Origin of the sequence: Halocynthiibacter sp. C4, assembly GCF_028823805.1 — a bacterium.
In the GTDB taxonomy this organism is placed as follows: Bacteria; Pseudomonadota; Alphaproteobacteria; order Rhodobacterales; family Rhodobacteraceae; genus Falsihalocynthiibacter; species Falsihalocynthiibacter halioticoli.
Window position 1 is genome coordinate 558,866 of sequence record NZ_JAPEIE010000001.1, and the last position, 22,828, is coordinate 581,693.

General features: G+C 51.7%; 22 protein-coding genes. 12 read left to right on the forward strand and 10 right to left on the reverse strand.

Going from position 1 to position 22,828, the window contains the following annotated elements; all coding sequences use genetic code 11:
* Positions 1–20: 20 nt before the first annotated feature.
* Positions 21–212 carry a DUF6538 domain-containing protein gene (locus OU789_RS16910; RefSeq protein ID WP_342453573.1) on the forward strand — a complete coding sequence of 64 codons (192 nt, stop codon included), beginning with the start codon at positions 21–23 and terminating at the stop codon, positions 210–212.
* 132 nt (positions 213–344) lie between these two features.
* Here the strand turns inward: OU789_RS16910 and arsB are convergent, their stop codons facing one another.
* Both arsB and OU789_RS02740 read right to left on the reverse strand, forming a co-directional pair.
* The gene (gene arsB, locus OU789_RS02735; protein WP_274653065.1) at positions 345–1,412 is read right to left on the reverse strand and encodes an ACR3 family arsenite efflux transporter; all 1,068 of its coding nucleotides are present in this window, start codon (positions 1,410–1,412) and stop codon (positions 345–347) included.
* Positions 1,413–1,422: 10 nt separating this feature from the next.
* Positions 1,423–1,755 carry an ArsR/SmtB family transcription factor gene (locus tag OU789_RS02740; RefSeq protein ID WP_274653067.1) on the reverse strand — a complete coding sequence of 111 codons (333 nt, stop codon included), beginning with the start codon at positions 1,753–1,755 and terminating at the stop codon, positions 1,423–1,425.
* 250 nt (positions 1,756–2,005) lie between these two features.
* On the opposite strand from OU789_RS02740, the gene aqpZ reads away from it, so the two are divergent.
* Entirely contained in the window at positions 2,006–2,695 is a 690-nt protein-coding gene (gene aqpZ / locus OU789_RS02745; RefSeq protein ID WP_274653069.1) for an aquaporin Z, read from the forward strand.
* A 184-nt stretch (positions 2,696–2,879) separates the two neighbouring features.
* Here the strand turns inward: aqpZ and OU789_RS02750 are convergent, their stop codons facing one another.
* Positions 2,880–3,335 (reverse strand): hypothetical protein, encoded by a 456-nt coding sequence (locus tag OU789_RS02750; RefSeq protein ID WP_274653071.1) that lies wholly within the window; start codon positions 3,333–3,335, stop codon positions 2,880–2,882.
* Between the two features lie 794 nt (positions 3,336–4,129).
* Here OU789_RS02750 and OU789_RS02755 point away from each other — a divergent pair.
* Positions 4,130–5,137, forward strand: a complete 1,008-nt coding sequence (locus tag OU789_RS02755; RefSeq protein ID WP_274653073.1) for a LacI family DNA-binding transcriptional regulator — start codon at positions 4,130–4,132, stop codon at positions 5,135–5,137.
* Between the two features lie 83 nt (positions 5,138–5,220).
* Positions 5,221–7,452 carry a glycoside hydrolase family 2 protein gene (locus tag OU789_RS02760; protein WP_274653075.1) on the forward strand — a complete coding sequence of 744 codons (2,232 nt, stop codon included), beginning with the start codon at positions 5,221–5,223 and terminating at the stop codon, positions 7,450–7,452.
* 73 nt (positions 7,453–7,525) lie between these two features.
* On the opposite strand, the gene OU789_RS02765 is transcribed toward OU789_RS02760, so the two are convergent.
* Together OU789_RS02765 and OU789_RS02770 are read right to left on the reverse strand one after the other, a co-directional pair.
* The gene (locus tag OU789_RS02765) at positions 7,526–8,536 is read right to left on the reverse strand and encodes a Gfo/Idh/MocA family protein (RefSeq protein ID WP_274653077.1); all 1,011 of its coding nucleotides are present in this window, start codon (positions 8,534–8,536) and stop codon (positions 7,526–7,528) included.
* A gap of 7 nt (positions 8,537–8,543) precedes the next feature.
* A complete protein-coding gene (locus tag OU789_RS02770; RefSeq protein WP_274653079.1) occupies positions 8,544–9,584 on the reverse strand; it encodes a Gfo/Idh/MocA family protein in 1,041 nt (346 codons plus the stop codon).
* A gap of 157 nt (positions 9,585–9,741) precedes the next feature.
* Here OU789_RS02770 and OU789_RS02775 point away from each other — a divergent pair, with 157 nt between their 5' ends.
* From OU789_RS02775 to OU789_RS02790, 4 genes are all read left to right on the forward strand, one after another.
* Positions 9,742–10,485 (forward strand): GntR family transcriptional regulator, encoded by a 744-nt coding sequence (locus OU789_RS02775; RefSeq protein ID WP_274654496.1) that lies wholly within the window; start codon positions 9,742–9,744, stop codon positions 10,483–10,485.
* An 83-nt stretch (positions 10,486–10,568) separates the two neighbouring features.
* Positions 10,569–11,312 (forward strand): CPBP family intramembrane glutamic endopeptidase, encoded by a 744-nt coding sequence (locus tag OU789_RS02780; protein ID WP_274653081.1) that lies wholly within the window; start codon positions 10,569–10,571, stop codon positions 11,310–11,312.
* 135 nt (positions 11,313–11,447) lie between these two features.
* On the forward strand, positions 11,448–12,446 hold the full coding sequence (locus OU789_RS02785; protein ID WP_274653083.1) for a Hint domain-containing protein: 999 nt from the start codon (positions 11,448–11,450) through the stop codon (positions 12,444–12,446).
* Positions 12,443–12,961, forward strand: coding sequence for a toxin-activating lysine-acyltransferase (locus OU789_RS02790; protein ID WP_274653085.1), 519 nt, complete (start codon positions 12,443–12,445; stop codon positions 12,959–12,961). The genes OU789_RS02785 and OU789_RS02790 overlap by 4 nt, the downstream gene beginning before the upstream one ends.
* On the opposite strand, the gene OU789_RS02795 is transcribed toward OU789_RS02790, so the two are convergent.
* From OU789_RS02795 to OU789_RS02810, 4 genes are all read right to left on the reverse strand, one after another.
* Positions 12,958–13,737: a LamB/YcsF family protein gene (locus OU789_RS02795; RefSeq protein WP_274653087.1), complete on the reverse strand. Its 780-nt coding sequence runs from the start codon at positions 13,735–13,737 to the stop codon at positions 12,958–12,960. The two genes, OU789_RS02790 and OU789_RS02795, sit on opposite strands and share 4 nt — an antisense overlap.
* A 1-nt stretch (position 13,738) precedes the next feature.
* Complete coding sequence (locus OU789_RS02800; protein WP_274653089.1) at positions 13,739–14,761, reverse strand: 5-oxoprolinase subunit C family protein; 1,023 nt, start codon at positions 14,759–14,761, stop codon at positions 13,739–13,741.
* Positions 14,758–15,534 (reverse strand): 5-oxoprolinase subunit B family protein, encoded by a 777-nt coding sequence (locus tag OU789_RS02805; protein ID WP_274653091.1) that lies wholly within the window; start codon positions 15,532–15,534, stop codon positions 14,758–14,760. The genes OU789_RS02800 and OU789_RS02805 overlap by 4 nt, the downstream gene beginning before the upstream one ends.
* Positions 15,535–15,602: 68 nt before the next feature.
* On the reverse strand, positions 15,603–16,118 hold the full coding sequence (locus OU789_RS02810) for a winged helix DNA-binding protein (protein ID WP_274653093.1): 516 nt from the start codon (positions 16,116–16,118) through the stop codon (positions 15,603–15,605).
* Positions 16,119–16,265: 147 nt separating this feature from the next.
* Here OU789_RS02810 and OU789_RS02815 point away from each other — a divergent pair, with 147 nt between their 5' ends.
* Together OU789_RS02815 and OU789_RS02820 are read left to right on the forward strand one after the other, a co-directional pair.
* Positions 16,266–17,159 carry an NAD-dependent epimerase/dehydratase family protein gene (locus OU789_RS02815; protein WP_274653095.1) on the forward strand — a complete coding sequence of 298 codons (894 nt, stop codon included), beginning with the start codon at positions 16,266–16,268 and terminating at the stop codon, positions 17,157–17,159.
* A 103-nt stretch (positions 17,160–17,262) separates the two neighbouring features.
* Positions 17,263–19,434 (forward strand): esterase-like activity of phytase family protein, encoded by a 2,172-nt coding sequence (locus tag OU789_RS02820; RefSeq protein WP_274653097.1) that lies wholly within the window; start codon positions 17,263–17,265, stop codon positions 19,432–19,434.
* A 64-nt stretch (positions 19,435–19,498) separates the two neighbouring features.
* Here the strand turns inward: OU789_RS02820 and OU789_RS02825 are convergent, their stop codons facing one another.
* Positions 19,499–20,161, reverse strand: a complete 663-nt coding sequence (locus tag OU789_RS02825) for a GntR family transcriptional regulator (RefSeq protein ID WP_274653099.1) — start codon at positions 20,159–20,161, stop codon at positions 19,499–19,501.
* A gap of 87 nt (positions 20,162–20,248) precedes the next feature.
* Here OU789_RS02825 and OU789_RS02830 point away from each other — a divergent pair, with 87 nt between their 5' ends.
* Both OU789_RS02830 and OU789_RS02835 read left to right on the forward strand, forming a co-directional pair.
* Positions 20,249–21,391 (forward strand): mandelate racemase/muconate lactonizing enzyme family protein, encoded by a 1,143-nt coding sequence (locus OU789_RS02830; RefSeq protein WP_274653101.1) that lies wholly within the window; start codon positions 20,249–20,251, stop codon positions 21,389–21,391.
* A gap of 50 nt (positions 21,392–21,441) precedes the next feature.
* A complete protein-coding gene (locus OU789_RS02835; protein ID WP_274653103.1) occupies positions 21,442–22,674 on the forward strand; it encodes an ABC transporter substrate-binding protein in 1,233 nt (410 codons plus the stop codon).
* Positions 22,675–22,828: the final 154 nt, after the last annotated feature.

Below are 22,828 nucleotides of genomic sequence, written 5' to 3' on the forward strand. Positions count from 1 at the left end.
AGCTTTATCATTTTATAGAGCTGCCGGAGAACAAAACTGTACCCCACTCATTTGTCAAAGGTGGCTTTTTCTATTTTGTGCGGCGAGTCCCTAAAGATCTGAAGCAGCACTACACGTCGTCGAAAATTTCGTTTTCACTGAGAACCAGATCAGCTTCAGTTACAGCACCGCTGACAACAAGAGCTGCACAACAGCTTGACGAGTATTGGTAACACCCGAGGATCAAGGACAGCGAGCTACCGGGCAAGCACATGCTTCGATTGGCGCAAAACGCCTATGCTGCTCCGGTATCGTTGGTTGCGGCACCCAGTATGCCAGAGGCGGTCAAGCTATAGTTGATGATACTATGGCGCGCCACCTTCCTTCGGAAACCAGTGCTGCGTCTTATTGGCGAAGGCGACGAGAGAGAGCATAACTGGCACCTCAACGAGCACGCCGACGACCGTGGCGAGGGCAGCGCCCGACCCTAAGCCGAACAAACTGATAGCGACGGCGACGGCCAATTCGAAGAAGTTTGACGTGCCGATCATCGCGCATGGCGCTGCAACGTTGAAGGGGATACCCCAGGCCCGCGCGGCTCCGTAGGCCACGAAGAAAATTCCATAGGACTGGATCAGCAATGGCACAGCGATCATCGCGATAATGAGAGGGCGCTCGAGGATTACCTCTCCCTGAAAGCCGAATAGCAGAACCACCATTACAAGCAGCCCGACGATTGAAAACGGCTGCACGCGTGATTTAAACGCATCGATTGATGCTTCGCCGCCCTTCGCGACAAGATTTCGGCGTGTCAGGTAACCGGCGATCAATGGCAGCAGCACGTAGAGGCCAACTGACAACAACAGCGTGTCCCATGGCACTACAATATCCGTTACCCCCAACAGGAAAGCTACGATAGGCGCGAAGGCAAAGACCATGATCACATCGTTCACGCTGACCTGTACCAGGGTGTAGGTTGCATCGCCGCGTGTGAGGTTCGACCATACAAAAACCATTGCCGTGCAAGGTGCAGCCCCCAGAAGAATGACCCCTGCGAGATAGGCCTGCGCGTCGTCGGGGGGGATCAGCCCAGCGAAGACATATTCAAAGAACAGCACACCGAGAGCCGCCATGGTAAAGGGCTTGATTAGCCAGTTTACAACAAGTGTCACAACCAGCCCTTTTGGCTTGTCACCCACTTGCCGCAGCGCGCCGAAATCCACGCCGACCATCATTGGATAGATCATCGCCCAGATGAGCACCGCCACAGGCAAGTTAACCGAAGCGACTTCCAACGCCGCAAGGGCCGCAAAAAGATCGGGAAAGAGATTGCCCAAAAGCACCCCCGCACCAATGGCAAGCGCCACCCATAAAGAAAGCCAACGTTCAAAGTTTCCCAAGCCGTTCGTAACGGAAAGAGAAGTTTCAGTCATGTCAGCCTCCTTAGCGGGCACAGGCAAGTTCATTGATAATAGGTTGGCACAGGTCAGCACGTCCTCCGCAGCAATCTTCCATCAGGAAAACCAATAGGCCGCGTAAGCCATCCATGTCAGCGAAGTATCGAATACTTCGGCCTTCCCTTTTATTTCGGATTAGACCAGAGCGAGTCAGGACGGTCAGGTTGGATGACATCGTATTCTGGCGAACGCCAAGGGTGTCACTGATGTCGCCGGCTGACATACCCAAATCCCCAGCTTTAATGAGGAGACGGAACGCATCGAGTCGGGTAGGTTGGCTAAGGGCCGCAAAGGCGTCGAGAGCATGAGGCTTATCCATAAATCATGATGTATTGATGTGTTGACCATCAGTCAATTACTGCTGAGCACTTTGTAAGTTCACTAACGCTTCCCTTGTTACCTTGCCTGAAAGTCAAATTTGGCTCCCAAATCACCCGAATTTCCTGCTTAGTAAATAGGGCCCAGGGTCCCTGTTAATTCATGGGACTTGCTTATTAAGCGAGGTGGTACCAAGATGAATAAGAAGAAATACGAATTTGATTATGTCAGTTTCAATTTTGGGTTGTGATATGTTTAAAAAACTTTCTGCAGAATTCTTTGGTACATTTTGGCTGGTGTTTGGGGGGTGCGGTAGCGCTGTGCTTGCCGCTGGGTTCCCGGAGCTCGGCATCGGCTTTGTCGGGGTCTCCATGGCATTTGGCCTTACGGTTTTGACGATGGCTTTTGCTGTCGGTCATATTTCCGGAGGCCATTTTAACCCTGCTGTCACGCTTGGGCTGGCAATCGGTGGGCGCTTTTCCTGGAGTGAAGTCTTGCCATATTGGATTGTGCAAGTCATCGGCGGCATATTTGCCGCGGCAATACTTTATATTATTGCGTCTGGCGGCCCTGAGTGGGCGGCGGGAAGTTTTGCTTCCAATGGCTATGGCGAACTATCGCCAGGAGGGTACAGCATGATCTCTGTGCTCATCATTGAAGTTGTTCTCACCGCAGCATTTCTGATTATTATCCTTGGCTCAACATCGGCGCGCGCTCCAGCAGGTTTTGCTCCTATTGCCATTGGACTCGGCCTTACGCTCATTCACCTAATATCGATCCCAGTCTCCAATACTTCGGTTAATCCCGCACGTTCGACAGCGACAGTATTTTTCGCCGAAACAGGGGCTATGGGTCAACTCTGGTTGTTCTGGGTTGCTCCCCTAATTGGTGCGGCGATCGGTGCGGTGATTTGGAAGGCACTGTTGTCTGATGACGACTGAAACCCGTCCTCATTTTCATTGTAAGAAAACGCGCAGCCAGAGTGTTGCGACCTACTGGGCCAATATGCGAGCGATGTGAAAACCTCACGTCGTCGCTATTGGTCCCAGTACAACAAACTGAAGAGAGAGCCATTCTAAGCCAATATGGCAAGACGGCGGCCCGTAACTCAGTGCCGGCCGTTCATTACATTTGATTTTCCGGCAGCGTACAGCCGCGTAAATCAGCGATAGCCGAGACGGCAGCATCGGCGCCCGCGTTTACCACTTCGGCAACAAGGGTTTCAGGGTTCTGCAATACACCATCAAAACTGGTTTTCACGGCCGTCACCTTCTCATTCAGGGTGTCAAGACGAAGCGCTAGCTCCTCTTGCGCAGCGCTTGTCAGCTTCCCAGGTGTCTCACGCAATGCCACGAGTTCGGTCTTCAATTCAGCTACTTCGGAAGAGAGTGCTTGAACCGAGTCTTGGAGCGGCTCCACATGCACAAGATTTTTCGCGAATGTGGCCGTTAAATTGTCCACCTTCTGTAAAACGCGCAATTCCAAGTATAAGCAAAGAGCGACTAGAATAAGTGTAGCATTCAACATTGCCAAAAGTAGATTTACTATTGTTCGACGCAGGCGGGATGCAGGTTCTGACATCTTGTTTCCTCGATTAATTCGACGTTGAGAACACCGTAAGTTTCGTTGCTCTATCTGTCGACTAAATATGCTGACAACTGGCCTGATACGGGTGTCAACGGCCTGGTTTAAGGCGGGCCGTCCATCTATATTTTTGTACAGTCTGAGACGCCCAAAAGCCGACCTGAATGTGCGAGGGAATACTGGGGCGACGAGAGTTTGCAAACTTTGAATCTCCCCTTTTGAAGTGGCCCGCCCCTATAGTCAGTTCGCGCATCGCTTGCTGTTTCATAAATATCTAAGGGAAAGCGTTGGTTGCGGTTAACTGCAGGATTGTGTCGTGAAGTGCCTTTACTATATCTCTATGGTCTCAGCATTCTTGAAACCGACGAAATTCAACAACAAGACCTACACTTCAGCGAGACGAGCTTCCATTGGTACTTCATTTTACGAGGATTCTCGATTTAACTCGCTACCGGAGAGAGCTTCACTTTGAACTTGATTGTAGCGTGCTTCCGTTTCGGCACTTTTTGAACTCCATGTTGTAGGAGTGCAGTAAACGGCAAGTCTTAGCTTGTCATAGTACCCTGAATTTTGGAGATACCTCGTCGTATTGCCGAAGTTTGAAGATTAAATTGCTAGGCTCGGTACCTGATATTGATTGTTTGTCAGTAGAACTAAATGTCCCGTTATTGTGCTCTCCCCGAAATGTACGTCCCGGTGAATAGACAGGCTGCAAAATTTTAAGTACTTTTGGAGAAATTTTAGTAAATTTGCTTTAAGCATCTGTTGCTAACTGATTGAGAGGGCTCATTATGGTGAAGCTGAAAGATATCGCCGATGCAGTTGGGGTCTCCAACTCAACGGTTTCGCGAGTTCTGAGTAATGATCCTTCGCTCTCGGTCTCGGCGGATACACGGCGCGCGATTATCGCAAAGGCGAGCGAGTTGAGGTATACACCGCGCCGCGCGCGGGTGGCAGTGCAAGCAGAACGCAACATAATGGTCCATGTCGGGCGTTGGCTTGGAGATGAACTGGAAGACCCGTATTATGCCGGTCTGCGTTTGGGGATTGAGCGGTGCTGTTTTAGCCAGAATATTCAAGTTTCAATCACGTCCGATGAATCGGCTATCCTCGATTTTCTGAAAAAGAAGGCCTCTGGTGTCATCGTGATTGGCCCAGTCCCGAGCGAGTTCCAACGCAAGATTGAAGCTGCTAAGGGGCGGGCTGTCATGATTGACGGGCCGAGAAAAGCGCATGCTTTAGATAATGTTTTCCATGCTTTAGATAATGTTTTCCATGATTTATATGGTGCTACGGCAAGGCTTCTTGATGATTTGTGGGAGAAGGGATACCGCAGGCCAGGTTTTATCGGCGGCGAAAGCAAGTACAAAGAGAGCCTACCCAAAGAGACCCGACATGTGGCTTATTCTGAATGGATGGAACGTAAAGGTATTTTTGATCCGGCGTTGGTTTGTGTCAAAGGCTCGACCATTGATTTGGGTTATGAGAGCGCAGTGAAGCTCTTGGAAGCCGCGATGCCGCCTGATGTCATAATCGCCTGTACTGACACGATGGCGATAGGCGCCTATCGTGCAGCGCAAAGCAAGGGTCTCGAAATACCAAAAGACATTTCAGTGGTCGGGTTCAATGATAATCCGGCGTCTGAATTTCTTAACCCGCCGCTCTCTAGCATTCGCTTGGCTCCCGAGGTTGCGGGAACCTCAGCAGTGGAGATGTTGGTCGAACAGTTGGGCGGGCGAGACGTTTGCAAAAGTGTGGTACTGCAGCCGAAGATCGTTTGGCGAGCGAGTACTAGGTAATTTCTTGACTGAATTTACTAAAAAATTTACCAACAGATTCGACCTAAAGGAAAAGACTTAGAATCTGTCGGGAGGAGGGCATTATGTCGTACACGGAATTTTGTAACGAAGGTTGGCTCTTTGCGCCTCTGGAAGGTGAGGGGTCGAACGCAACCGAAGTTTCGCTTCCGCATTCGTCGGTTGAGCTTCCGTACGATTATTTTGACGAGAAATCGTATCAGAAGGCCTTTTCCTATCGTAAGAGAATTGATTGGTCCGAAGCATTCGCTGGCAAGCAGGTTAGCCTCGTTTTTGACGGTGTGATGGCCGATGCAAGGGTGTTTGTGAATGGGCAGGCTTCCGTGGCTTATACTGACGGCTACACACCATTCGAAGTTGATCTTACTGAGGCGCTTGGCTCCGAAGGCGTAGAGGTCGAGGTTCAATTGAGCGGCGCCGAAAATCCGGAAATTCCTCCTTTTGGCGGGCAGATAGACTACCTGACCTACGCAGGTATCTATCGTGATGTTTGGATCAAGGTTTCTGATCCAATAGCATTTGGCAAAGTGCGTGTTGAAACGCATGATGTGTTGTCCGAGCAGAGCAAGGTTCGGGCAGAGTTTGAAGTGTTGGCCTCTGTTGGGATTCCCGAGGGAGCCGCAGTCTCTGCTGAGGTGTTAGATTTCGAAGGCAACAGCGTTGCGCGAACTGATTTGGCTCTGGCTGAAGGTGTTCAGAGCGTCGAGTTTAGCGGCCTATCGAATATTTCTCTTTGGAGCCCCCAAAATCCGTCACTTTATACGCTTCAGTTGTCATTTGAGACAGAGGCGGGATCCGACAAGCGCGAGACCGCCTTCGGGTTTAGAGATGCCAAGTTTACGCCAAAAGGTTTTTTCCTGAACGGCGAGCGCGTGAAACTAATCGGTCTGAACCGGCATCAATCGTTCCCTTACACCGGCTATGCGCAGGGGCGGGCCTCGCAGGAGCGCGATGCTGAAATTCTAAAGAATGAGCTTGGTTGTAACATCGTTCGAACCTCGCATTATCCTCAATCGCCTTGGTTCCTTGACCACTGCGATCGCATTGGGCTCATGGTTCTGGAAGAAATCCCCGGTTGGCAGCATATCGGCGGTGAAGAATGGAAAAATCGGTCGGTTGAGAATGTTCGTGCGATGATCGAACGCGATTGGAACCATCCGTCGATTATCATGTGGGGCGTGCGTATTAACGAGTCTCCGGACGACAGCGATTTCTATCAGCGCACCAATGCCCTTGCCCGCGAGTTGGACCCAACGCGCCCAACTGGGGGAATTCGCAAGGATCTCGAGAGTGAGTTCCTAGAGGACGTGTATACGTTTAATGATTTCATCCTCGGTGAGTTTGAGCTTCCCGGTGCGAACCGTGAACGGACCTCATTGCGGAGTCAGCAGGAAGCTACTGGCCTAGGCAACGACGTTCCTTATTTGGTCACGGAATACAACGGCCATATGTATCCAACCAAAGTATACGATCAGGAGCAGCGCCAGATTGAGCACGTCACGCGGCACCTCGATGTGCTTGATGCGGCTTTTGCGGATGATAATATCGCGGGCTGCATCGGATGGTGCATGTTTGATTACAACACGCATTCAGATTTCGGATCTGGCGATCGGGTATGTCACCACGGCGTAATGTCGATGTTCCGCGAGCCGAAATTTGCGGCATATGCCTATGCAAGCCAAGTGTCACCGCAAGAGCGCGTTGTAATGCAGCCTGTTACGATTTGGGCGCGCGGAGAGCGAAACATTGGTGGTGTTTTCCCTCTGATGGTTCTCACAAACTGTGATGAAGTGCGCGTGAAGTTCCCAAGCGGAATTGAAGTGCCGATGATCCCGTATCGGGAGAGATATGCGCATTTGCCTCATCCTCCTATGAAGCTTGAACCTGGTGATCTGCCGAATCCGGAGCTTGGAAGATGGGGTAGCGCGTGGCTTGATGTAGAGATTGTCGGGCACTTAGATGGCAAACCGGTCGAGCGGAAAACAATGCTTGCGGCTCCAGTCGCAACAACGCTCGAAGTTGCGCCGGATCAGAGCGAACTGGTCGCATCGCATGGAGAAGTTCGAGTAGCAATTCGTGCCTTGGATCAGGTCGGCAATCTGCTGAAGTTCATAAGCGAGCCAGTAACGATTTCGGTTGAGGGTGCGGCCACGCGTGTCGGGCCGGAAGTTACCACATTGCGTGGTGGGACGAGCGCATTTTGGGTGCGCCCAACCGGCGAAGCTGGCGAAGTGAAGGTCACAGTGAAAAGCCCTCGTTTTGGAACGATTAAGGTTGCACTGACTGTTCGCGATTAACGACGAGGCCAAACGCTAGTCAGATCCGCCCTAAATGATCGGTCGGGCCTGATATCAATGGCATGTCGTAAACCTAGGTGCTTTTTCCGTCTGCCAAATTCTGTGCATTGATGCCAAGTTCCATGACCTTGAATGTATGAGCCTGCGGAACAGCGGTTTCTGTCCTGTTTTTGATGTCGTGCACAAGGCGTTTGAAATATGGAAGCCCGGCATCAGAGCAATCAATCCGTTCGCAGCGTGTTCCGTTGACGAGGAACAGATGGTCAATCCCATCCTTGCCGCCGAGATCAACGTATTTGCGGAGCTCGATATACCCTTCTGTACCTAGGATCGTCAGGCGGCCGTCACCCCAATTGGGAAGGGCGTCTGGCGTATACCAGTCGACGCGCACATAGCCGTGGCCTTTGTCGCTCTTGATTGATAATTCGCCAAAATCTTGCAAGCCTGGCGTTTCAGGATTGGCATAATTTGCGGCGTTGGCCATAGTGATCTCAGCGTCCGTCGAGCCGGTGAAGAATAGAAACTGATCGATCTGGTGGGACGCGATATCGGTAAGGATGCCACCATAAGCGTCCTTGTCGAAAAACCACTCTGGTCGTGTCTCTTTGTTGAGCCTGTGCGGGCCCAAGCCCACAGTCTGAATCACACGCCCGATTGCACCATCGGCAACCAGTTCTGCGGCTCGTGTAACCGAGGCAACTTCAAAGCGCTCTGAAAAATCGACGGTCCAAATTCGGCCCGTTTTTGCGACGCACGATCGAATTTTCTGGAGCTGCTCCAACGTTGTGCAGCCAGGCTTGTCTGCCATAACATCTTTGCCCGCTTCCATTGCCTCAATTGCCAACTGCGCGCGATTGCTTGGCACGTCTGCGATCAAGATTAGGTCGATCTCGGGGTCATCAATGATGTCTTGTCGGTTTGTGATCTGCGGAACATCTGGAAATCTTTTGCGCAAGCCCGCTTCAACGCCAGTTGGCCCATCATTCCACCAGCCGACAAAATCTGCGCCGGCGTCAATCATGTTTTGGGCCATGCCATAGATGTGACGATGTTCAATGCCCAGAGCGGCAAATTTAAGTGTCATTGGTGAATTACTCCGTTGCGGGCACATCAAGAATGCGACCCTCGCTCGATGATTTGGTGATGGCTTCAATCAGCGACTGTACTTTCAGAGCGTCGCGTCCAGTTATAGCTGGGGCACGGTCATTGCGAACCGCGTCGACAAAATCCTCAACCACCGCTTGATGCCATGCGTGGGTAAAGGCCATCGGGTCCGCTCCTCCGCCTGAGGCAGCTTCTTCTCCAACGACTTCCGAAGTGCCGTCCTGATAGCTCAGAGTGAATTTGCCAGACACCAAGCTCGCAGACCCCTTGGTGCCGTGGATGGTAATGCTCTCCGCGCTACCCGGATAGCTCGCTGTACTTGCGAGGAGCGAGCCAACCGCGCCATTAGCGAATTCTAGCCCCGCAGACACAAAGTCCTCGGATTCCATCTCGTGCAGCGATGTCGTGCGTGCCATCGCTTGAACTCGGGAAACTTGGCCAACAAGGCTGATAGCGACGTCAATCGTATGGATGGATTGGGAAATTAGAACCCCGCCGCCATCGCGCGCATAAGTACCTCTTCCTGGTTCATCGTAATAGGCTTGCTCCCGCCACCATGGTACGTTGATTTCGACCGCCGCGATCTCTCCGAGTTTTCCTTGCGCCAAGGCTTCACGAGCCGCGAGCGCTGACTGTCGCAATCGATGCTGAAAGAAGACGCCAAGCATCACGTTGTTGTTTTCACAAATCTCGACGATTTCTGTGGCGGCAGTGAGCGTTCGCTCAAGTGGTTTTTCTATGAGAATGTGTTTTCCTGCCTCCGCAAGCTCCTTCACGATTTCTGTGCGCGCGTTGGGCGGGGTGCAGAGCGCAACAATTTCAATTCGCGGATCAGCAGCGATTTCGGAAATATTCTCATATACGGTGATAGAGTCGGCGGCTTCGGAACAGTGTTCCTCAACGAATTTTTCGGCGCGGTCTTTGTGGCGCGATAGAACGCCAGCGAGCCGAACATCATCCCCAATGGATTGGATTGCCTTAGCATGTGTTCCTGCAACCATGCCGAGGCCAACAAGTGCAATTTCCATTAGTTTTCTCCCTATTCACAGCGTCTCAAACAGAGTAGCATACCAGTATACCGGTCTCAAAGGAGAATATGCCGGACCGCAATTTTTGATGTGCAAGGTACTTACCCGTTTGGCTGAAAACAGACAAAATCACTCACAGCTTCCTTTTGTTCCCTCAATGTCAGTGCGGGACTTGGAACTCCCGCGAATAGATACATTGCACCGCGCGGGCGATCAGATTTACGGGCTACTCCGGCGGCATATTCAGAGCATGCAGCTTGCCCCGGGCGCTTCGATCTCCGAAAGCGAAGTTGCCTCGATCTTGGGGGCAAGTCGAACCCCCGTTCGCGAAGCCTTTCAAAAACTGCGCGAAGAGGGGCTCATAAAGACCTTACCAAGCCGTGGAAGTTTTGTTGCAAAGTTGAGCCGTCAAAGGATTCACGAAGCGCAATTCTTGAGAGAAGCAATTGAAGTCGCAGTGGTGCAAAAACTCGCCACAAAAGGAATAAGCCGCCAAGTCATAGCTGCCTTAGAAGGTAACCTGCAGCAGCAGAAAGTTGCCGCAGAAAACGAAGACATTCAGGGCTTTCATGCTTTGGATGACGAATTTCACGGCTTGTTGGCAAAAGCGACCGAGCTGATGCGCGTCGAAGCGGCTTTAGATCGAGAGAAGGCCCATCTCGACCGATTGCGGGGTATTTCGCTGCGAGTTGATGGGCATCCCGCGGTTCTGTTTTCTGAGCATCAGGCTATTTTAAAAGCAGTTGTTTCTGGTGAAAGTGATCGAGCAACTCAGCTTGTCAGAGAACACTGTCAGTCCATTTTCAATGCTCTTAATGCGCTGCACAATCAACATCGCGATTACTTCGACGAGTTAATCCCATCGGCCGCGGATCGACAAAATCGCCATACCGAGCTGTAAATCAACGCTTCCGAAATAAAATGGCTGCAAATCCTTCGAAAGTTGAACAACACTATGCGAAGTTGATTTAGATGGACCATTTTATGATCGTATTTCAATTTCTCGCCCTCACGTTTACTATTTCTCTATTAGGGTTTGCTTGTATTTTCGTGCTCCCTTTCGCGCGAAGTCCGGACAATCTGAAAGGGCTGCCGTTCTGGCTCGTTATGGTGTGGGGCCCGTCACTTGCGGCGATGATCTTGGCCTATGCGAACGGCAATCTTCTTGATCTGCTTGGGCGCGCCGTCAGAGTTTCGGGCGTACCTATGTCTGTTTGGCTCCTCGTTTTATCTCCGCTTGTGGTTTTGTTCCTTATGCGAAAACGCGCGCCGGAAAAGGCGAGCAAGATCGGAGTGGGCGCTCTTGTGGGCATGGTCGTGTTTAATCTTCTGCTCGGTCCGCTGGGTGAAGAATTGGGCTGGCGCGGCTTTATGCAGGAGCACTTAACGCCGCAATTCGGATGGCTGGTTGCTTCGCTTGCGGTTGGATTGGTCTGGGCGGTTTGGCACCTTCCGCTCTGGGCAATTGATTCACCACACGCAAAAATATCGCTTCCGGCATTTCTGGTTCACGTGATGTTGTATTCGGTGATTATCGGTGCGGCCTATACCCTTTCTGGGGGCTCAATACTTCCCGCTATCCTGTTGCATCTGACGCTGAACCTAGCGTCAAATCTTGCAGTTAATGTTGGGTATCGCGAACCAAGTTCTTGGTTCCACGCGAGCATGCTGCCATATGCGATTTTGGCGATTGGCTCGGTGGTTCTTGTGTTCCTCACGGCGGCTTAGTTTCTTTGAGTGTTGCATCAAATACGCGGTGTTCCATTGGAGTGATTGTGAGGCCATATTTTCGACAGGAATTAGGTAAATATGCTTATTGATGGCATGAGATGGTGTTCGAGATAGCGTAAGAGTAGCGAGAACATGGGTTATAATATTACAGAGGTGTCCGGTAACGCGGTTGGAAGCGGCCTCGGAAATGTTGCTGAATGGACGTTCGATGTTCAGAAATCCGACCTTCTGGTAACTGGTGACTTTGACCTAGATGCCGGAGGGCTGGGATCGGGTGGTGCAGAACCCGACGAATACTTCATCTCAGACTTAAGCACGACGGCTTATGGAACTCCTACGATTGATGCTAATGGTATACTGACGTTTGATTTTTCTGCACACACAGCTGCGATCGTCGCAAACGGCGGAGCGGTGATAACATTTACCGTAACAGGCTATAGTTACAATGATCCCAACGACCCAGACGATGACGAATTTGACGCCGATCTTGTCACGATCAACATCGCCATCTGCGTTCAACGTGGAACCGAAATTCAAACCAAAGGCGGCTTAACGCTTGTTGAAGACCTCGAAGTCGGTGATTTGGTCCAGACCGTGGATTCAGGTCTGAAACCAGTCAAATGGATTGGTTCACGAACTCTGAATGGAACAGACCTTGAGCACCTTCCCGAACTTCGCCCCATCAGGATTTCCGCTGGCGCGCTTGGCGATAATACCCCGACCAGCGATCTTCTTGTTTCTCCGCAGCACCGTGTCCTTTTATCGAGCAGCAAAGCGGAGCTTTTTTTCGGCGAAAGCGAAATACTCGTTTCAGCCAAAAGCCTTGTGAATGACACCGATATCCGTGTCGCAAGTGACATTGACGATGTCGAGTATTTCCATGTTTTGTTTGACCGCCACGAGATCATGTTAACCAATGGTGCGGCGACCGAGAGCTTTTTCCCAGGCGATTATGTCTTGGATACGTTGAATGCCGGTACCGTTGCCGAACTCGAGGCGTTGTTTCCAGAACTGATGCAAAACCCAGAGGGCTTTGGCCCACCTGCGCGTTTGCCCCTCAAAGGATTTGAGGGCAGTCTGCTTCGTGAAACTGAACAAAGCGATGTCAAAAAGGCTGCCTCGCAATCATGAGCAAACTACAAGATTCTGCCGGCCGCGATATTCCTGCTTCCGAGGCTCCCTCTGCTGAAACGCTTCGTATCTACGGCGACTTCATGTTTCTTGCTTTTCGGAGCCCGTGGCATGCGCGCATGAGCGTCGCGAACATGCGAGCGGCTTTTGAACAGCCGATTGCACTGAAGCAATTTCAGGTTTTCCGTTTTGATGGTATCCCGCGCGGGCTACTGACTTGGGCCAACATGAGTGCCGATGCAGAGCGCCGTTACGTCTCCGGCGAGATTTTGAAAGACGAGGATTGGAGCTCTGGTGATCGTCGCTGGATCATCGACATAATCGCACCTTACAAAGGGTTAACCGCTAGCATAAGCCGTTGGACTATGGTGCCAGGGCAGTTCACCGATGGACAGTTTCGCTTTCGCCGCGTTCTTGAAAATAGCGGCACGCGCCGGATTGTTGAGGTGGATCTGACCAACCCGAAAGACAAAGCTACGATCTTTACCGAAGAAGAGTATTTGGAGCAGCTCTAGCCAGAGTTACCTGTGCCTTCCATAGGTGCTAGCGTAAATCCCGCACTTTTGAGCTTCTTGCGAAGTTGGCGTGCAATTTCCAAAGCGTTTTTTGTGTCACCATGGGTGCATATCGTGTCGATAGGAGTCGGGATGCGTTTTCCGCTTTCGGAAATTATTGCGCCTTCCTCAAGCATCGCAAGTATCCGTGAGCTCGCAAGTTCAGGATCATGTATAACCGCCCCATCAATGGACCGATCAACAAGCGTTGCGTCGGGGTTGTATGCTCGATCTGCGAAGATCTCGGCGGCCCACCGCGCTCGAAGCTCTTGAGCGACCTCTTGCATCGGCGTTGCGGCGAGGACCACTAGGATAATATCTGGATCAACGCTAAGCGCAGCCTCATAGCAGGTACGAGCCATGTCTTTATCTTCTGATGCCATATTCGACAGCGCACCATGGAGCTTAAAGTGCCGGACCTTTAGCCCTTGGGCCGCGGCCATCGCGCGCGCGGCACCTAGCTGATACCGGACCATATTGGCCAGTGTAGAGGGCGCTATCGACATGCGCCGACGACCAAAGCCTTGCAAGTCTGGAAAGCCGGGGTGCGCGCCGATGCCCACACCATTCTCGTGAGCACGGGCCATTGTCTTTGCCATCACATCTGGGTCACCGGCATGAAATCCGCACGCAATATTGGCGGAGGTAACGACATTTAGCAGCGCTTCATCATTCCCCATGGTCCAGTCGCCAAAAGACTCGCCCATATCCGCATTCAGATCGATCAGTTGAGCCATTTTAGCCTCCGTTATCCGTGTCCCAGCCTGTTATGGCTCCACTAATGAGTTGATACCCTAGCAAGTCTTTGATGTCATTTGGATCCCGAAGCAGCGGTCTCACTTTCGATTGAAGCGATTTGTAAAGAACGTCAACCGGCCTATGCACCTGTTTTGCTTCTTCATAGTCAATAAAGCGAAAGCGAAGCTCTGTTCCAACCGGTGCCTGCGCCACAGTCGGTAAATCATCTGGTAGAACCATCCCAATTCTTGGGTACCCACCTGTCGTTTGACACTCCGGCAAGAGCACAAAAGGCTTGCCCGCGCCGGTCATTTGAATGTCTCCCGCAAACATCGGCTCAGACAGGATAGAGAGCGCTGATTTCGTGGTGAAACCTTCGCCATCATAGACAAGCTCGGCCCCTTGGCGATTGCTATTGATGGACCGCGTGAAGCTGGTCTGCGTGAACCGCTGTCGTTCTTCTTCTGAAAACAGCGCGGTGTGCACCGAGGGTAAAATGCGTACCGTTCCACCGCCAAACCGTCTGTCGCTATCAAGGGTGGAGCTAATGAACTCCTCTGTGTTGTATGATCCAACAGGTAGGTTTTCACCTGTTTCGACACGTTTGCCAATTCCAGCAGTTAGATGCGCAGACCGGCTTCCTAGAAAACATGGCGTTTGAAACCCGCCGCCAACATGCAGATATCCGTAAGTTCCGGACAATGCGGAGCCGATGGACAGGGTTTCTCCATCGTTCAGCTTGTGGCTAGAGTTCCATTTGATAGGTCGGCCATCTATTGAGGCACTCATCGGAGCGCCGGTTAGGGCAATGTAAACCGTACCCTGTGCCTCGAACGTCCCTCCGAACCCTGCCATTTCTAGCGAGGCGTTGTCGGTGCTTTGGTTTAGTAGCGCAGAGCCTTCGATATGCGCAACGGGATCGGCGGCACCTCCGCGCGAGAGCCCTTTGGCAATGACACCAGTTCGTCCCAAATCCTGAATGGTTGCGAGAGGGCCGATGTTTCGAACAAAAAGTCTGGTCATCCGCCGACGACCTCAAAGCTTGCTCCGCCATTGCCTGATGGCGTTCCGGGGAGGTCGGGGTAGGGAGAGCTTGGGTTTTGAAGCAGTTTTGCAAACGTGCGCTCGGAAATAGCGTGAAACCTGACTTCGTCGCCTGGTGTCAGCGCAATTGGTGTTGTGCCATCTATGTTGAAGTTTGCAAACGCCATCTGGCCAATCTGCCGCCACCCAGTTGGAGCGGAGTTTGTGAACGTGGTGATCTGGCGAATTGCGACTGTGACTGCGCCTCGTGGTACGCTTTTTGTCAGCCCCGTTTGGCGAGGTATGTTCCAATTGTCAGGCAGACTGCCGAGATATGGTTGCCCAGGAGCAAAACCCAAAGTCATGACACGCAGGGTCGTTGCCTCAATCTCTTGTATGGCGCGTGCCTCCGAGATACCTGCAAGTTCTGCGGCTTCTCCGAGTTGTGGGGCATATTCACCAGCGAAACACGCCGGAATGTGCCAAAGCTTATGCGGCGTTGGCAGCGGGGCTGCTTCCCAATCTTGCTCGCCCAGCATCTTAAGAACGCACTTGCGTAGATCATCTCGCGACAATTGCGAAATATCGAATGATATCAATACCGATGTGAGTGACGTCGTTGTTTCCAGAATGCCTTCAACATCGGCACTGTCAACTGCGGCCCTAAACGCGAGGGCAGCACTGTTTGCCCCGTCTGTGAGCGTGTCTGAAAACGTCACCAATAGCCCTGACAGGCCGACGTCTCGCAGCAATGGTTGACTTGGTGAGGACATTTGCTCGGTGCCTTTGGTCGATGCGCTTTACATAATGACAATTTATCAACGTTTTGACAATGAGGCCTTCACAACGATGACGCGGATCGGCTCGCTTGGTCATAGTGGCCAGACAGCAACCGCAAGACTTTTGCCATCTCGGCAAGATCGTCATCTGACAAGCCAGTGTGATTGAGCCCGTCAACAAGGCACTGATTTCTGATGTCACGGTAGGCTGCGCAGGCTTTTTGGCCGGCTTCGGATGTTGCGTAAAAGACCTCCTTGCCACGTTTCTCCGTGGTCAAAAGCTCGAGTTTTACGAGCTTGCGCAACGCATATGTGATGGTGTGCGTATCTTCGATATTTAGTAAAAATGCGATATCGGTGAGACGCTTCTTGCGGTCCCGATGGTTCGTATTGTGAAGAACCAAAATTTCAGTCGCGCTAAGTTCCGGAAAACCCGCAGCGGCCATGCAGCGTTGTATCCATCGGGTAAACGCGTTGTAGGCCACAATAAGGCCGAATTCATATTCGGAAGATGCTCGCCCTTCGCCCTCTGCAAGGTGCCGCGAAGAGACGATGGGTCGGTTTTGTTGAGCTGTCATGGTCAAGCACCGTTTGTCTGGTCGCGGATAGTATAGCTTAAACTAAGAGCTTGTTGATAAAATAACGGCGTTTTCTCATTGTATGGGGCGCTTGCGGTTCCCTTCGACAGACATCATGTTGCACAAGACAGTTGAGGAGGCGAACAAATGAGAATTGCATTCACAGGCGGAACAGGAAAAGCAGGTCGGCATGTAACACGCTACCTACGCGATCAGGGGCACCACGTTGTTAACATCGACCTTAAGCCGTTGAATGAGGAGGGGATCGATGACTTGCTCGCCGATATCACCGACTCTGGTTCGATGTTTAACGTTCTGTCGAGCTATGCAAATTTTGGCGAGCTTGACGCCGGAACAGGCGTGCCGGCATTCGACGCAGTCGTTCACTTTGCGGCGGTGCCACGCATTCTTATTCATCCAGACCACGAAACTTTTCGGGTGAACACAGTTGGAACCTATAACGTCATCGAAGCAGCGGTGAAGCTTGGTATAAAGAAGGTCATCTTTGCCTCCTCCGAAACCACGTATGGGGTTTGCTTTGCGGATGGCGAAGTAAAGCCGCAATCGCTCCCTGTTGAAGAAGATCACGATGTAAATCCGATGGATAGCTATGGGTTGTCCAAGGTTGTTAACGAGAAAACGGCGCGTTCATTTCAAGTGCGTTCGGGTATTGATATCTATGGTCTGCGGATTGGAAATGTCATTGAGCCGCATGAGTACGGTGTATTTGCCGATTTCGTAAAAGACCCATCACTGCGTCGGCGCAACATCTTTTGCTATATCGATGCGCGCGACCTCGGACAGATTGTGGACCTATGCCTAAAGAAAGACGGGTTAGGATTTGAGATTTTCAATGCAGGAAACGATTCAAATTCGGTTGCCATCACCAACGACGAGATCGTTGAGCGGTTTTATTCCGGAGCAGAAGTCACGCGTGAATTGGGCCCGCACGAGGCGTTATACTCCAATCGAAAGATCAGAGAAGTCCTTGGCTTTAAAGAGCAATACAATTGGAAGGATTGTATGAAGGCGATCGCGTAGAGACCCAAGGCCGAGCGGTTTTTACAAAAACACCATAAATTGTTTACCTCGTTGTTTCCGTTGTCCCTCAGGCACAGCGCAATCATTTAAATGAGGGAACACAATGAAAATCCAACTGCTTGGCCTTACTTCTGTATTGGCGCTATCCGCCGGAGCTGCGATTGCGGAGAAGAACTTCAACCGCATCGCGTCTTTTGCCGTTGTGCAAAATATGTCAGCCGGAGAAGATCAAAGCCGCGAAACTTCTCCAGAGATTATTGCCGCCACCGAAGACGGCATGACGCTTGTATACACCGACAGCCCGCTTGGTGTTCTTGGCCGGATCGACATCACTGACCCAAAATCGCCCAAACCGCTTGGCAATATTGATCTTCAGGGCGAGCCCACATCGGTTGTTGTGATCGGGGACATCGCACTCGTTGGGGTCAACACATCGGAAAGCTATGTGAAACCCTCTGGTGAGCTACGTGCGATAAGCATCAAAACCGGTGAAATGCTTGCAAGCTGTGATCTGGGCGGCCAGCCGGATAGCGTTGCGAAATCGCCGGACAATAGCTTCATTTCCATCGCGATCGAAAATGAGCGCGACGAGGATCTGAATGACGGCATTCTCCCTCAGAACGACGCTGGGTTTCTAGCCATGCTTGATGTCACGGAAGGAATTCCTTCTTGTGACAGCCTCAAAACAGTCTCGGTGACTGGCCTTGCAGAAATCGCGCCAAGCGACCCGGAGCCAGAGTATGTCTCAATCAATGCGCTGGGCGAAACTGTGGTGACGCTACAGGAAAACAACCATCTCGTGGTTGTCGATCGCGACGGTGAAGTAATTTCTCACTTCTCAGCGGGCTCGGTTGACCTCGAAAACATTGACGCCACAGATGAGCGCGGCGCGTTGATTTTCACAGAAAGCCAGAAAGGCCGCCTGCGTGAACCTGATGCGGTCGCTTGGATTGATGAGACGCATTTCGCAACTGCGAACGAAGGCGATTACCAAGGCGGTTCCCGCGGTTGGACCATATTTTCCAAGGATGGCAGCGAGATCTATGAGAGCGGCGCATCTTTTGAGCACGCTATCGTTCAAATCGGCCATTATCCTGACAAACGCTCGGACGCAAAAGGGGTTGAGCCAGAGTCGGTAACGTTTGATGTGTTTGGTGATACGCCGATGGTTTTTGTTGGTGCGGAGCGCGCGAGCGTCGTCGGCGTTTATGATGTTACCGATCCGAAAGCGCCAGTGCTTGAGCAGCTACTGCCCTCTGGTGTCGGTCCAGAAGGTTTTGTGACAATTCCAAGCCGAAACCTTCTCGTGTCCGCAAATGAGAGTGACTTGATCGAAGATGGCGGCGCACGCGCGCACGTCATGCTTTATCAGTACGAAGATGCTCCGGCGGCTTACCCGCATATCACTTCCGAAGGCGCAGATACGCTTATCGGTTGGGGCGCGCTATCGGGCATGGTCGCGGGCGAGGGCCGGACCATTTATGCGGTCAACGATAGTTTCTATGGCTATCAACCGACAATCTTTACCATCGACGCAAGCACCAAACCGGCGCGAATTACCAAAGCGACACCAGTAACGCGTATGTCCCGCCCCGCCCAAAAGCTCGACATGGAAGGGATCACTACTGATGGCGAAGGTGGATTTTGGATTGCGTCCGAGGGGCGAACAGATCGCGTAACCCCGCACGCGCTATACCATTTGAATGCAGAAGGTGAGATTACTCAGGAGATTGGGCTGCCCCAAGAGCTCATGTCTGTTGAAATGCGCTTCGGCTTTGAGGGAATTGCACGTAGTGGTAGCACGCTTTGGATGCCGGTGCAGCGCGATTGGGCTGACGATCCGAAAGGGCACGTTAAGCTCGTATCCTACAATATCGAAACGAATGAATGGGGCGCTGTTCGTTATCAGTTGGACGGTGCAGAAGGCGGCTGGGTCGGCCTGAGCGACATGGCCATTTATGGCGATCATGCCTACATCGTTGAGCGCGACAACCAGCATGACTACCGTGCGAAAACCAAAAAGGTTTATCGCGTTGCCCTCGAAGAGTTGGTGCCAGCGCCGCTTGGCGGAGAGCTTCCGGTTGTATCGAAGGAATTGGTACGCGACCTCCTACCTGATCTCACATCGACGGGTGGTTTTGTCTTGGATAAGGTTGAGGGGCTTGCAATCACTTCTGATGGCGAAGCTTTCATTTCGACGGACAATGACGGTGTAGACGATCATTCCGGTGAGACGATGTTCTTTTCAATCGGCAAGCTGAACGCACCATCCTAGTCAGCGATTGAACCAGAAGAACAGGCGCTTCTTTCGGGCGCCTGTTTTGTCTTCAGCAGACGCGCTACTTCAGGCCGAGATTCCGGCTCAGTGCGTTCATCAAATGCTCACCAATTAGGTTCTCTGCAAGGTCGCTATCTCGCTTTTCGCATGCATCAAGAACTTTGAGGTGCTCTTCCAGCGAGGTGATGACCGTTGAGGGAGACAGGAAACTGGTAGTCTTTATGACCCGCACCATGAGGTGCAATCTTCGGAAAGAAATATCGATGAGCTCGTTTTGAAGCGAGTTAACGATGCCCGTGTGAAACTGGTCCTCAATTTTATCAACAAGTAGCGTCTGGTCCGAACTGGGATCACACCCTTTCAGGCGATTGATCTCTTCGAGGTGGATGTTCTTGAGGTCCAAAATGTCTTGCGACCGCGCATGTTGAGAAAATTGTTTAACCGCTGCACGCTCGATGATTGTGCGAAACTGGAACGTACTCCGAACCAATTCTGCGGAAGGTGTCACGACCTCGATACCAGATCGCGGATGCACCTTAACGATCCCATCAGCTTCCAAAACTTTTAGAGCATCGCGAATTGGTCCAACAGCGGTTCCTGTGATTCTCTCGAGATCTTTTTGAGACATGCGCGAGCCAAAAGGCAACTGCTTGCTAAACAGGGCGTCCAGAATGCTCTGATAGGCAGTTTCGCTCAATAATTTCTTAGGTGTTCCAGTTTTCATACAGGCAGCTTAATCACCATGTTGACAAACTGCAATGTCATTGTGCATCATCTGATTAATCAGTTTGTAAAATGAAAGCATCAGACAGTGCTGCCTAAAATCAAGAAGTTCGCTCTAACGCGTTTTGAATATCGTTTCGATCGCAGTATCGGCGATAGTCAGGTGTTCTTCGAGAACTCTCACAGTGTCGCGCTTGAACTGCATGATGACGCAGGGAACATTGGGCTCGGTTTCGGGCACAAATTGTTTGAGCCATACCCTTCGCAAGCCACGATGGAGGCGACTTTTGCGAAGTACATTTGGCCTGAGCTTGAGGGGCAAACAGCAATTGAGCTGGCGCAACGGGTTGAACGGCCACGCGGTGGCAATCAGCGGGATGCAAAATACGGTTTTGATGAAGCCCTCCAAATCGCACTTTGGGACTTGGCGTCTCAGCAGGCAAGCATGCCACTCGGTAAGTTTTTGGGAGGCACCCGCGAAAAAGTAAGAGCATACGCAAGCGGGCTCGACTTCCATATGAGCGATGAAGAGTTCGTTGAGTTCTTCTCGAATGCTGCATCCCATGGCTTTGATACATTCAAGATCAAGATCGGAAGTCCTGATCCAGAATGGGACTTGCACCGCCTCGAGCTCCTGAAAAAAACTGTTGGGCCTGATTGCGGTATCATGGCTGATGCGAACGAGGCTTGGTCGTGTAAAGAGGCGGCAATGCGCCTGACAATGTTCCACGATGCGGGTATTGATCTGATCTGGATTGAAGATCCAATCCTTCGAAATGATTTTGCCGGCCTGCGTTCATTGCGCCAAATGGCCCCGTTCACACAGATCAACTCTGGTGAATATCTCGGCCTTACTGGGAAGCGTATGCTGCTTCAAGCAGGTGGTACAGACATCATCAACGTTCATGGTCGGGTGTCTGATACGATGCGTATTGGCTGGCTCGCGGCTGATATGGGACTGCCTGTTTCATTGGGGAACACATTCCTTGAAACGGGTGTCCATGCCGCGTGTGCTTTGCCCGAAGTGGAGTGGCTTGAGTATTCATTCCTGAGCAACGAGCACCTTGTAGATACGCCGATCGAATTCAAAGACGGCTATGCACTATTACCCGAGAAGCCCGGTGTTGGCTTCGCGTTAAGCGACGCCGCGAGAAAAATATGGTCAGCGCCTGATCCTGTTGCGGCTGACGCGCTAAAGACCGCGCCGCCGTGCAGATTTATTTCCAAGTAGCCGACGACGCAAAATAACGAAAAGACAGAGACATTTTGGGAGGAAACGACATGAAAAAACTAAAAACAACACTGCTTTCAAGTGCAGCACTATTGACGTTTGCAACTGGCCTTTCGGCACAGGAGCTTACGGTTTGGGATTGGAAATCCGGAGATCCAGCAACGTTCGGCTATTTTGATGCTGCAAAAGAAGCGTTCGAAGCCGCAAATCCCGGCGCAACCGTTAAATTTGTTGTGCAGCCGCATGACCAATACTACACGCTACTGGGTACTGCCCTGACATCGGGCGAGGGGCCGGATGTTGTTCTTGTGCACGGTGGTGCAAAAACGCAATCGCGTGCCGAGGCTTTGGTAAATCTCACTGACAAAGCAGAGAACTTCTCTGGTGTTGAGGCATTTTCGGATGGAGCAGGTAATGTTTTCGCACTGCCGATTACCATCCAAGGCTTCGCTGTTTACTATAACAAAGATCTGTATGAAGCCGCAGGCCTTGATCGTGATGCAGCGCCTTCCAGCTATGAAGAATTGGCGGCAGCATGTGAAGCCATTATCGCGAAAGGTGATGTGCCTTGCTTTGCGCTTGGCAACAAACAGGGCTTTGGCGGCGAGTTCTTTGTAAGTCAGATTGCAACAAGCACCTTCACTGATGAGGACTATGCGGCATGGGTCGCCGGTGAGCTTTCGTGGACAGATCCGAAAGTGCGCCAGATTGTCGAGCTTTGGGTCGATGGAAACGAGCGCGGTTGGTTCAACGAAGGTGCAAACTCCATTGCCAAATTCATGGACGAATACGAAATGTTCATGCGTTCCGAAGCTGCTCACACAGTCGGGCTTTTGTCTGATGTCGCGCATTGGAAACAGTTTGAGGAGTTCCTTGGCGAAGGAAATGTTGGCGTGTTCGCATATCCGAACCCAGACGCCGAAGTTGCGCGCCTTCCTTTTGGCGGCGGGATCGGTTGGGCTGTACCAAAGGCTGGCGAGAACCAAGAACTTGCTATGAGCTTGGTTGAAATCCTTGCGGATGCTGAACGTCAGGCGATCTTTGCGGTTGAAACGGGTGCGCTTCCTGCGAATACCGAAGTTGATACATCAAAGCTTTCAAGCGAAGCTCTGGCGCGCGCTCTCGAGCTTATGGCAAGTGCGCCGGGTGCCAGCCCACATGCTCTACTGAACCCTGCCGTTCTGGAAGAATGGAAGCGTCAGTCTCAATCGCTGCTCAATGGTGACACTACGGTCGATGCGGCTGTGGAAGCTATGGAAGTAGCCCGTAAGGCAAACATGTAAGGGCAAATTCGTGAGTAGTCCTGAGAAAACAACCCCGCCGCGCAAAAGGCGCGGCGGTGAGGGAAGCAAAGCCGAAATACGCATGGCGTTTTTGTTTTTGCTTCCTGCCTTGTTATTGGTTCTCGCCTTTAGGGTATTCCCTTTGGCGTGGGGA

What these genes read in the sequence shown, in the direction of transcription:
- arsB (WP_274653065.1), bottom strand. Translation starts at nt 1,412, where the DNA reads ATGACTGAAACTTCTCTTTCCGTTACGAACGGCTTGGGAAACTTTGAA.
- OU789_RS02740 (WP_274653067.1), bottom strand. Translation starts at nt 1,755, where the DNA reads ATGGATAAGCCTCATGCTCTCGACGCCTTTGCGGCCCTTAGCCAACCT.
- aqpZ (WP_274653069.1), top strand. Translation starts at nt 2,006, where the DNA reads ATGTTTAAAAAACTTTCTGCAGAATTCTTTGGTACATTTTGGCTGGTG.
- OU789_RS02750 (WP_274653071.1), bottom strand. Translation starts at nt 3,335, where the DNA reads ATGTCAGAACCTGCATCCCGCCTGCGTCGAACAATAGTAAATCTACTT.
- OU789_RS02755 (WP_274653073.1), top strand. Translation starts at nt 4,130, where the DNA reads ATGGTGAAGCTGAAAGATATCGCCGATGCAGTTGGGGTCTCCAACTCA.
- OU789_RS02760 (WP_274653075.1), top strand. Translation starts at nt 5,221, where the DNA reads ATGTCGTACACGGAATTTTGTAACGAAGGTTGGCTCTTTGCGCCTCTG.
- OU789_RS02765 (WP_274653077.1), bottom strand. Translation starts at nt 8,536, where the DNA reads ATGACACTTAAATTTGCCGCTCTGGGCATTGAACATCGTCACATCTAT.
- OU789_RS02770 (WP_274653079.1), bottom strand. Translation starts at nt 9,584, where the DNA reads ATGGAAATTGCACTTGTTGGCCTCGGCATGGTTGCAGGAACACATGCT.
- OU789_RS02775 (WP_274654496.1), top strand. Translation starts at nt 9,742, where the DNA reads ATGTCAGTGCGGGACTTGGAACTCCCGCGAATAGATACATTGCACCGC.
- OU789_RS02780 (WP_274653081.1), top strand. Translation starts at nt 10,569, where the DNA reads ATGATCGTATTTCAATTTCTCGCCCTCACGTTTACTATTTCTCTATTA.
- OU789_RS02785 (WP_274653083.1), top strand. Translation starts at nt 11,448, where the DNA reads ATGGGTTATAATATTACAGAGGTGTCCGGTAACGCGGTTGGAAGCGGC.
- OU789_RS02790 (WP_274653085.1), top strand. Translation starts at nt 12,443, where the DNA reads ATGAGCAAACTACAAGATTCTGCCGGCCGCGATATTCCTGCTTCCGAG.
- OU789_RS02795 (WP_274653087.1), bottom strand. Translation starts at nt 13,737, where the DNA reads ATGGCTCAACTGATCGATCTGAATGCGGATATGGGCGAGTCTTTTGGC.
- OU789_RS02800 (WP_274653089.1), bottom strand. Translation starts at nt 14,761, where the DNA reads ATGACCAGACTTTTTGTTCGAAACATCGGCCCTCTCGCAACCATTCAG.
- OU789_RS02805 (WP_274653091.1), bottom strand. Translation starts at nt 15,534, where the DNA reads ATGTCCTCACCAAGTCAACCATTGCTGCGAGACGTCGGCCTGTCAGGG.
- OU789_RS02810 (WP_274653093.1), bottom strand. Translation starts at nt 16,118, where the DNA reads ATGACAGCTCAACAAAACCGACCCATCGTCTCTTCGCGGCACCTTGCA.
- OU789_RS02815 (WP_274653095.1), top strand. Translation starts at nt 16,266, where the DNA reads ATGAGAATTGCATTCACAGGCGGAACAGGAAAAGCAGGTCGGCATGTA.
- OU789_RS02820 (WP_274653097.1), top strand. Translation starts at nt 17,263, where the DNA reads ATGAAAATCCAACTGCTTGGCCTTACTTCTGTATTGGCGCTATCCGCC.
- OU789_RS02825 (WP_274653099.1), bottom strand. Translation starts at nt 20,161, where the DNA reads ATGAAAACTGGAACACCTAAGAAATTATTGAGCGAAACTGCCTATCAG.
- OU789_RS02835 (WP_274653103.1), top strand. Translation starts at nt 21,442, where the DNA reads ATGAAAAAACTAAAAACAACACTGCTTTCAAGTGCAGCACTATTGACG.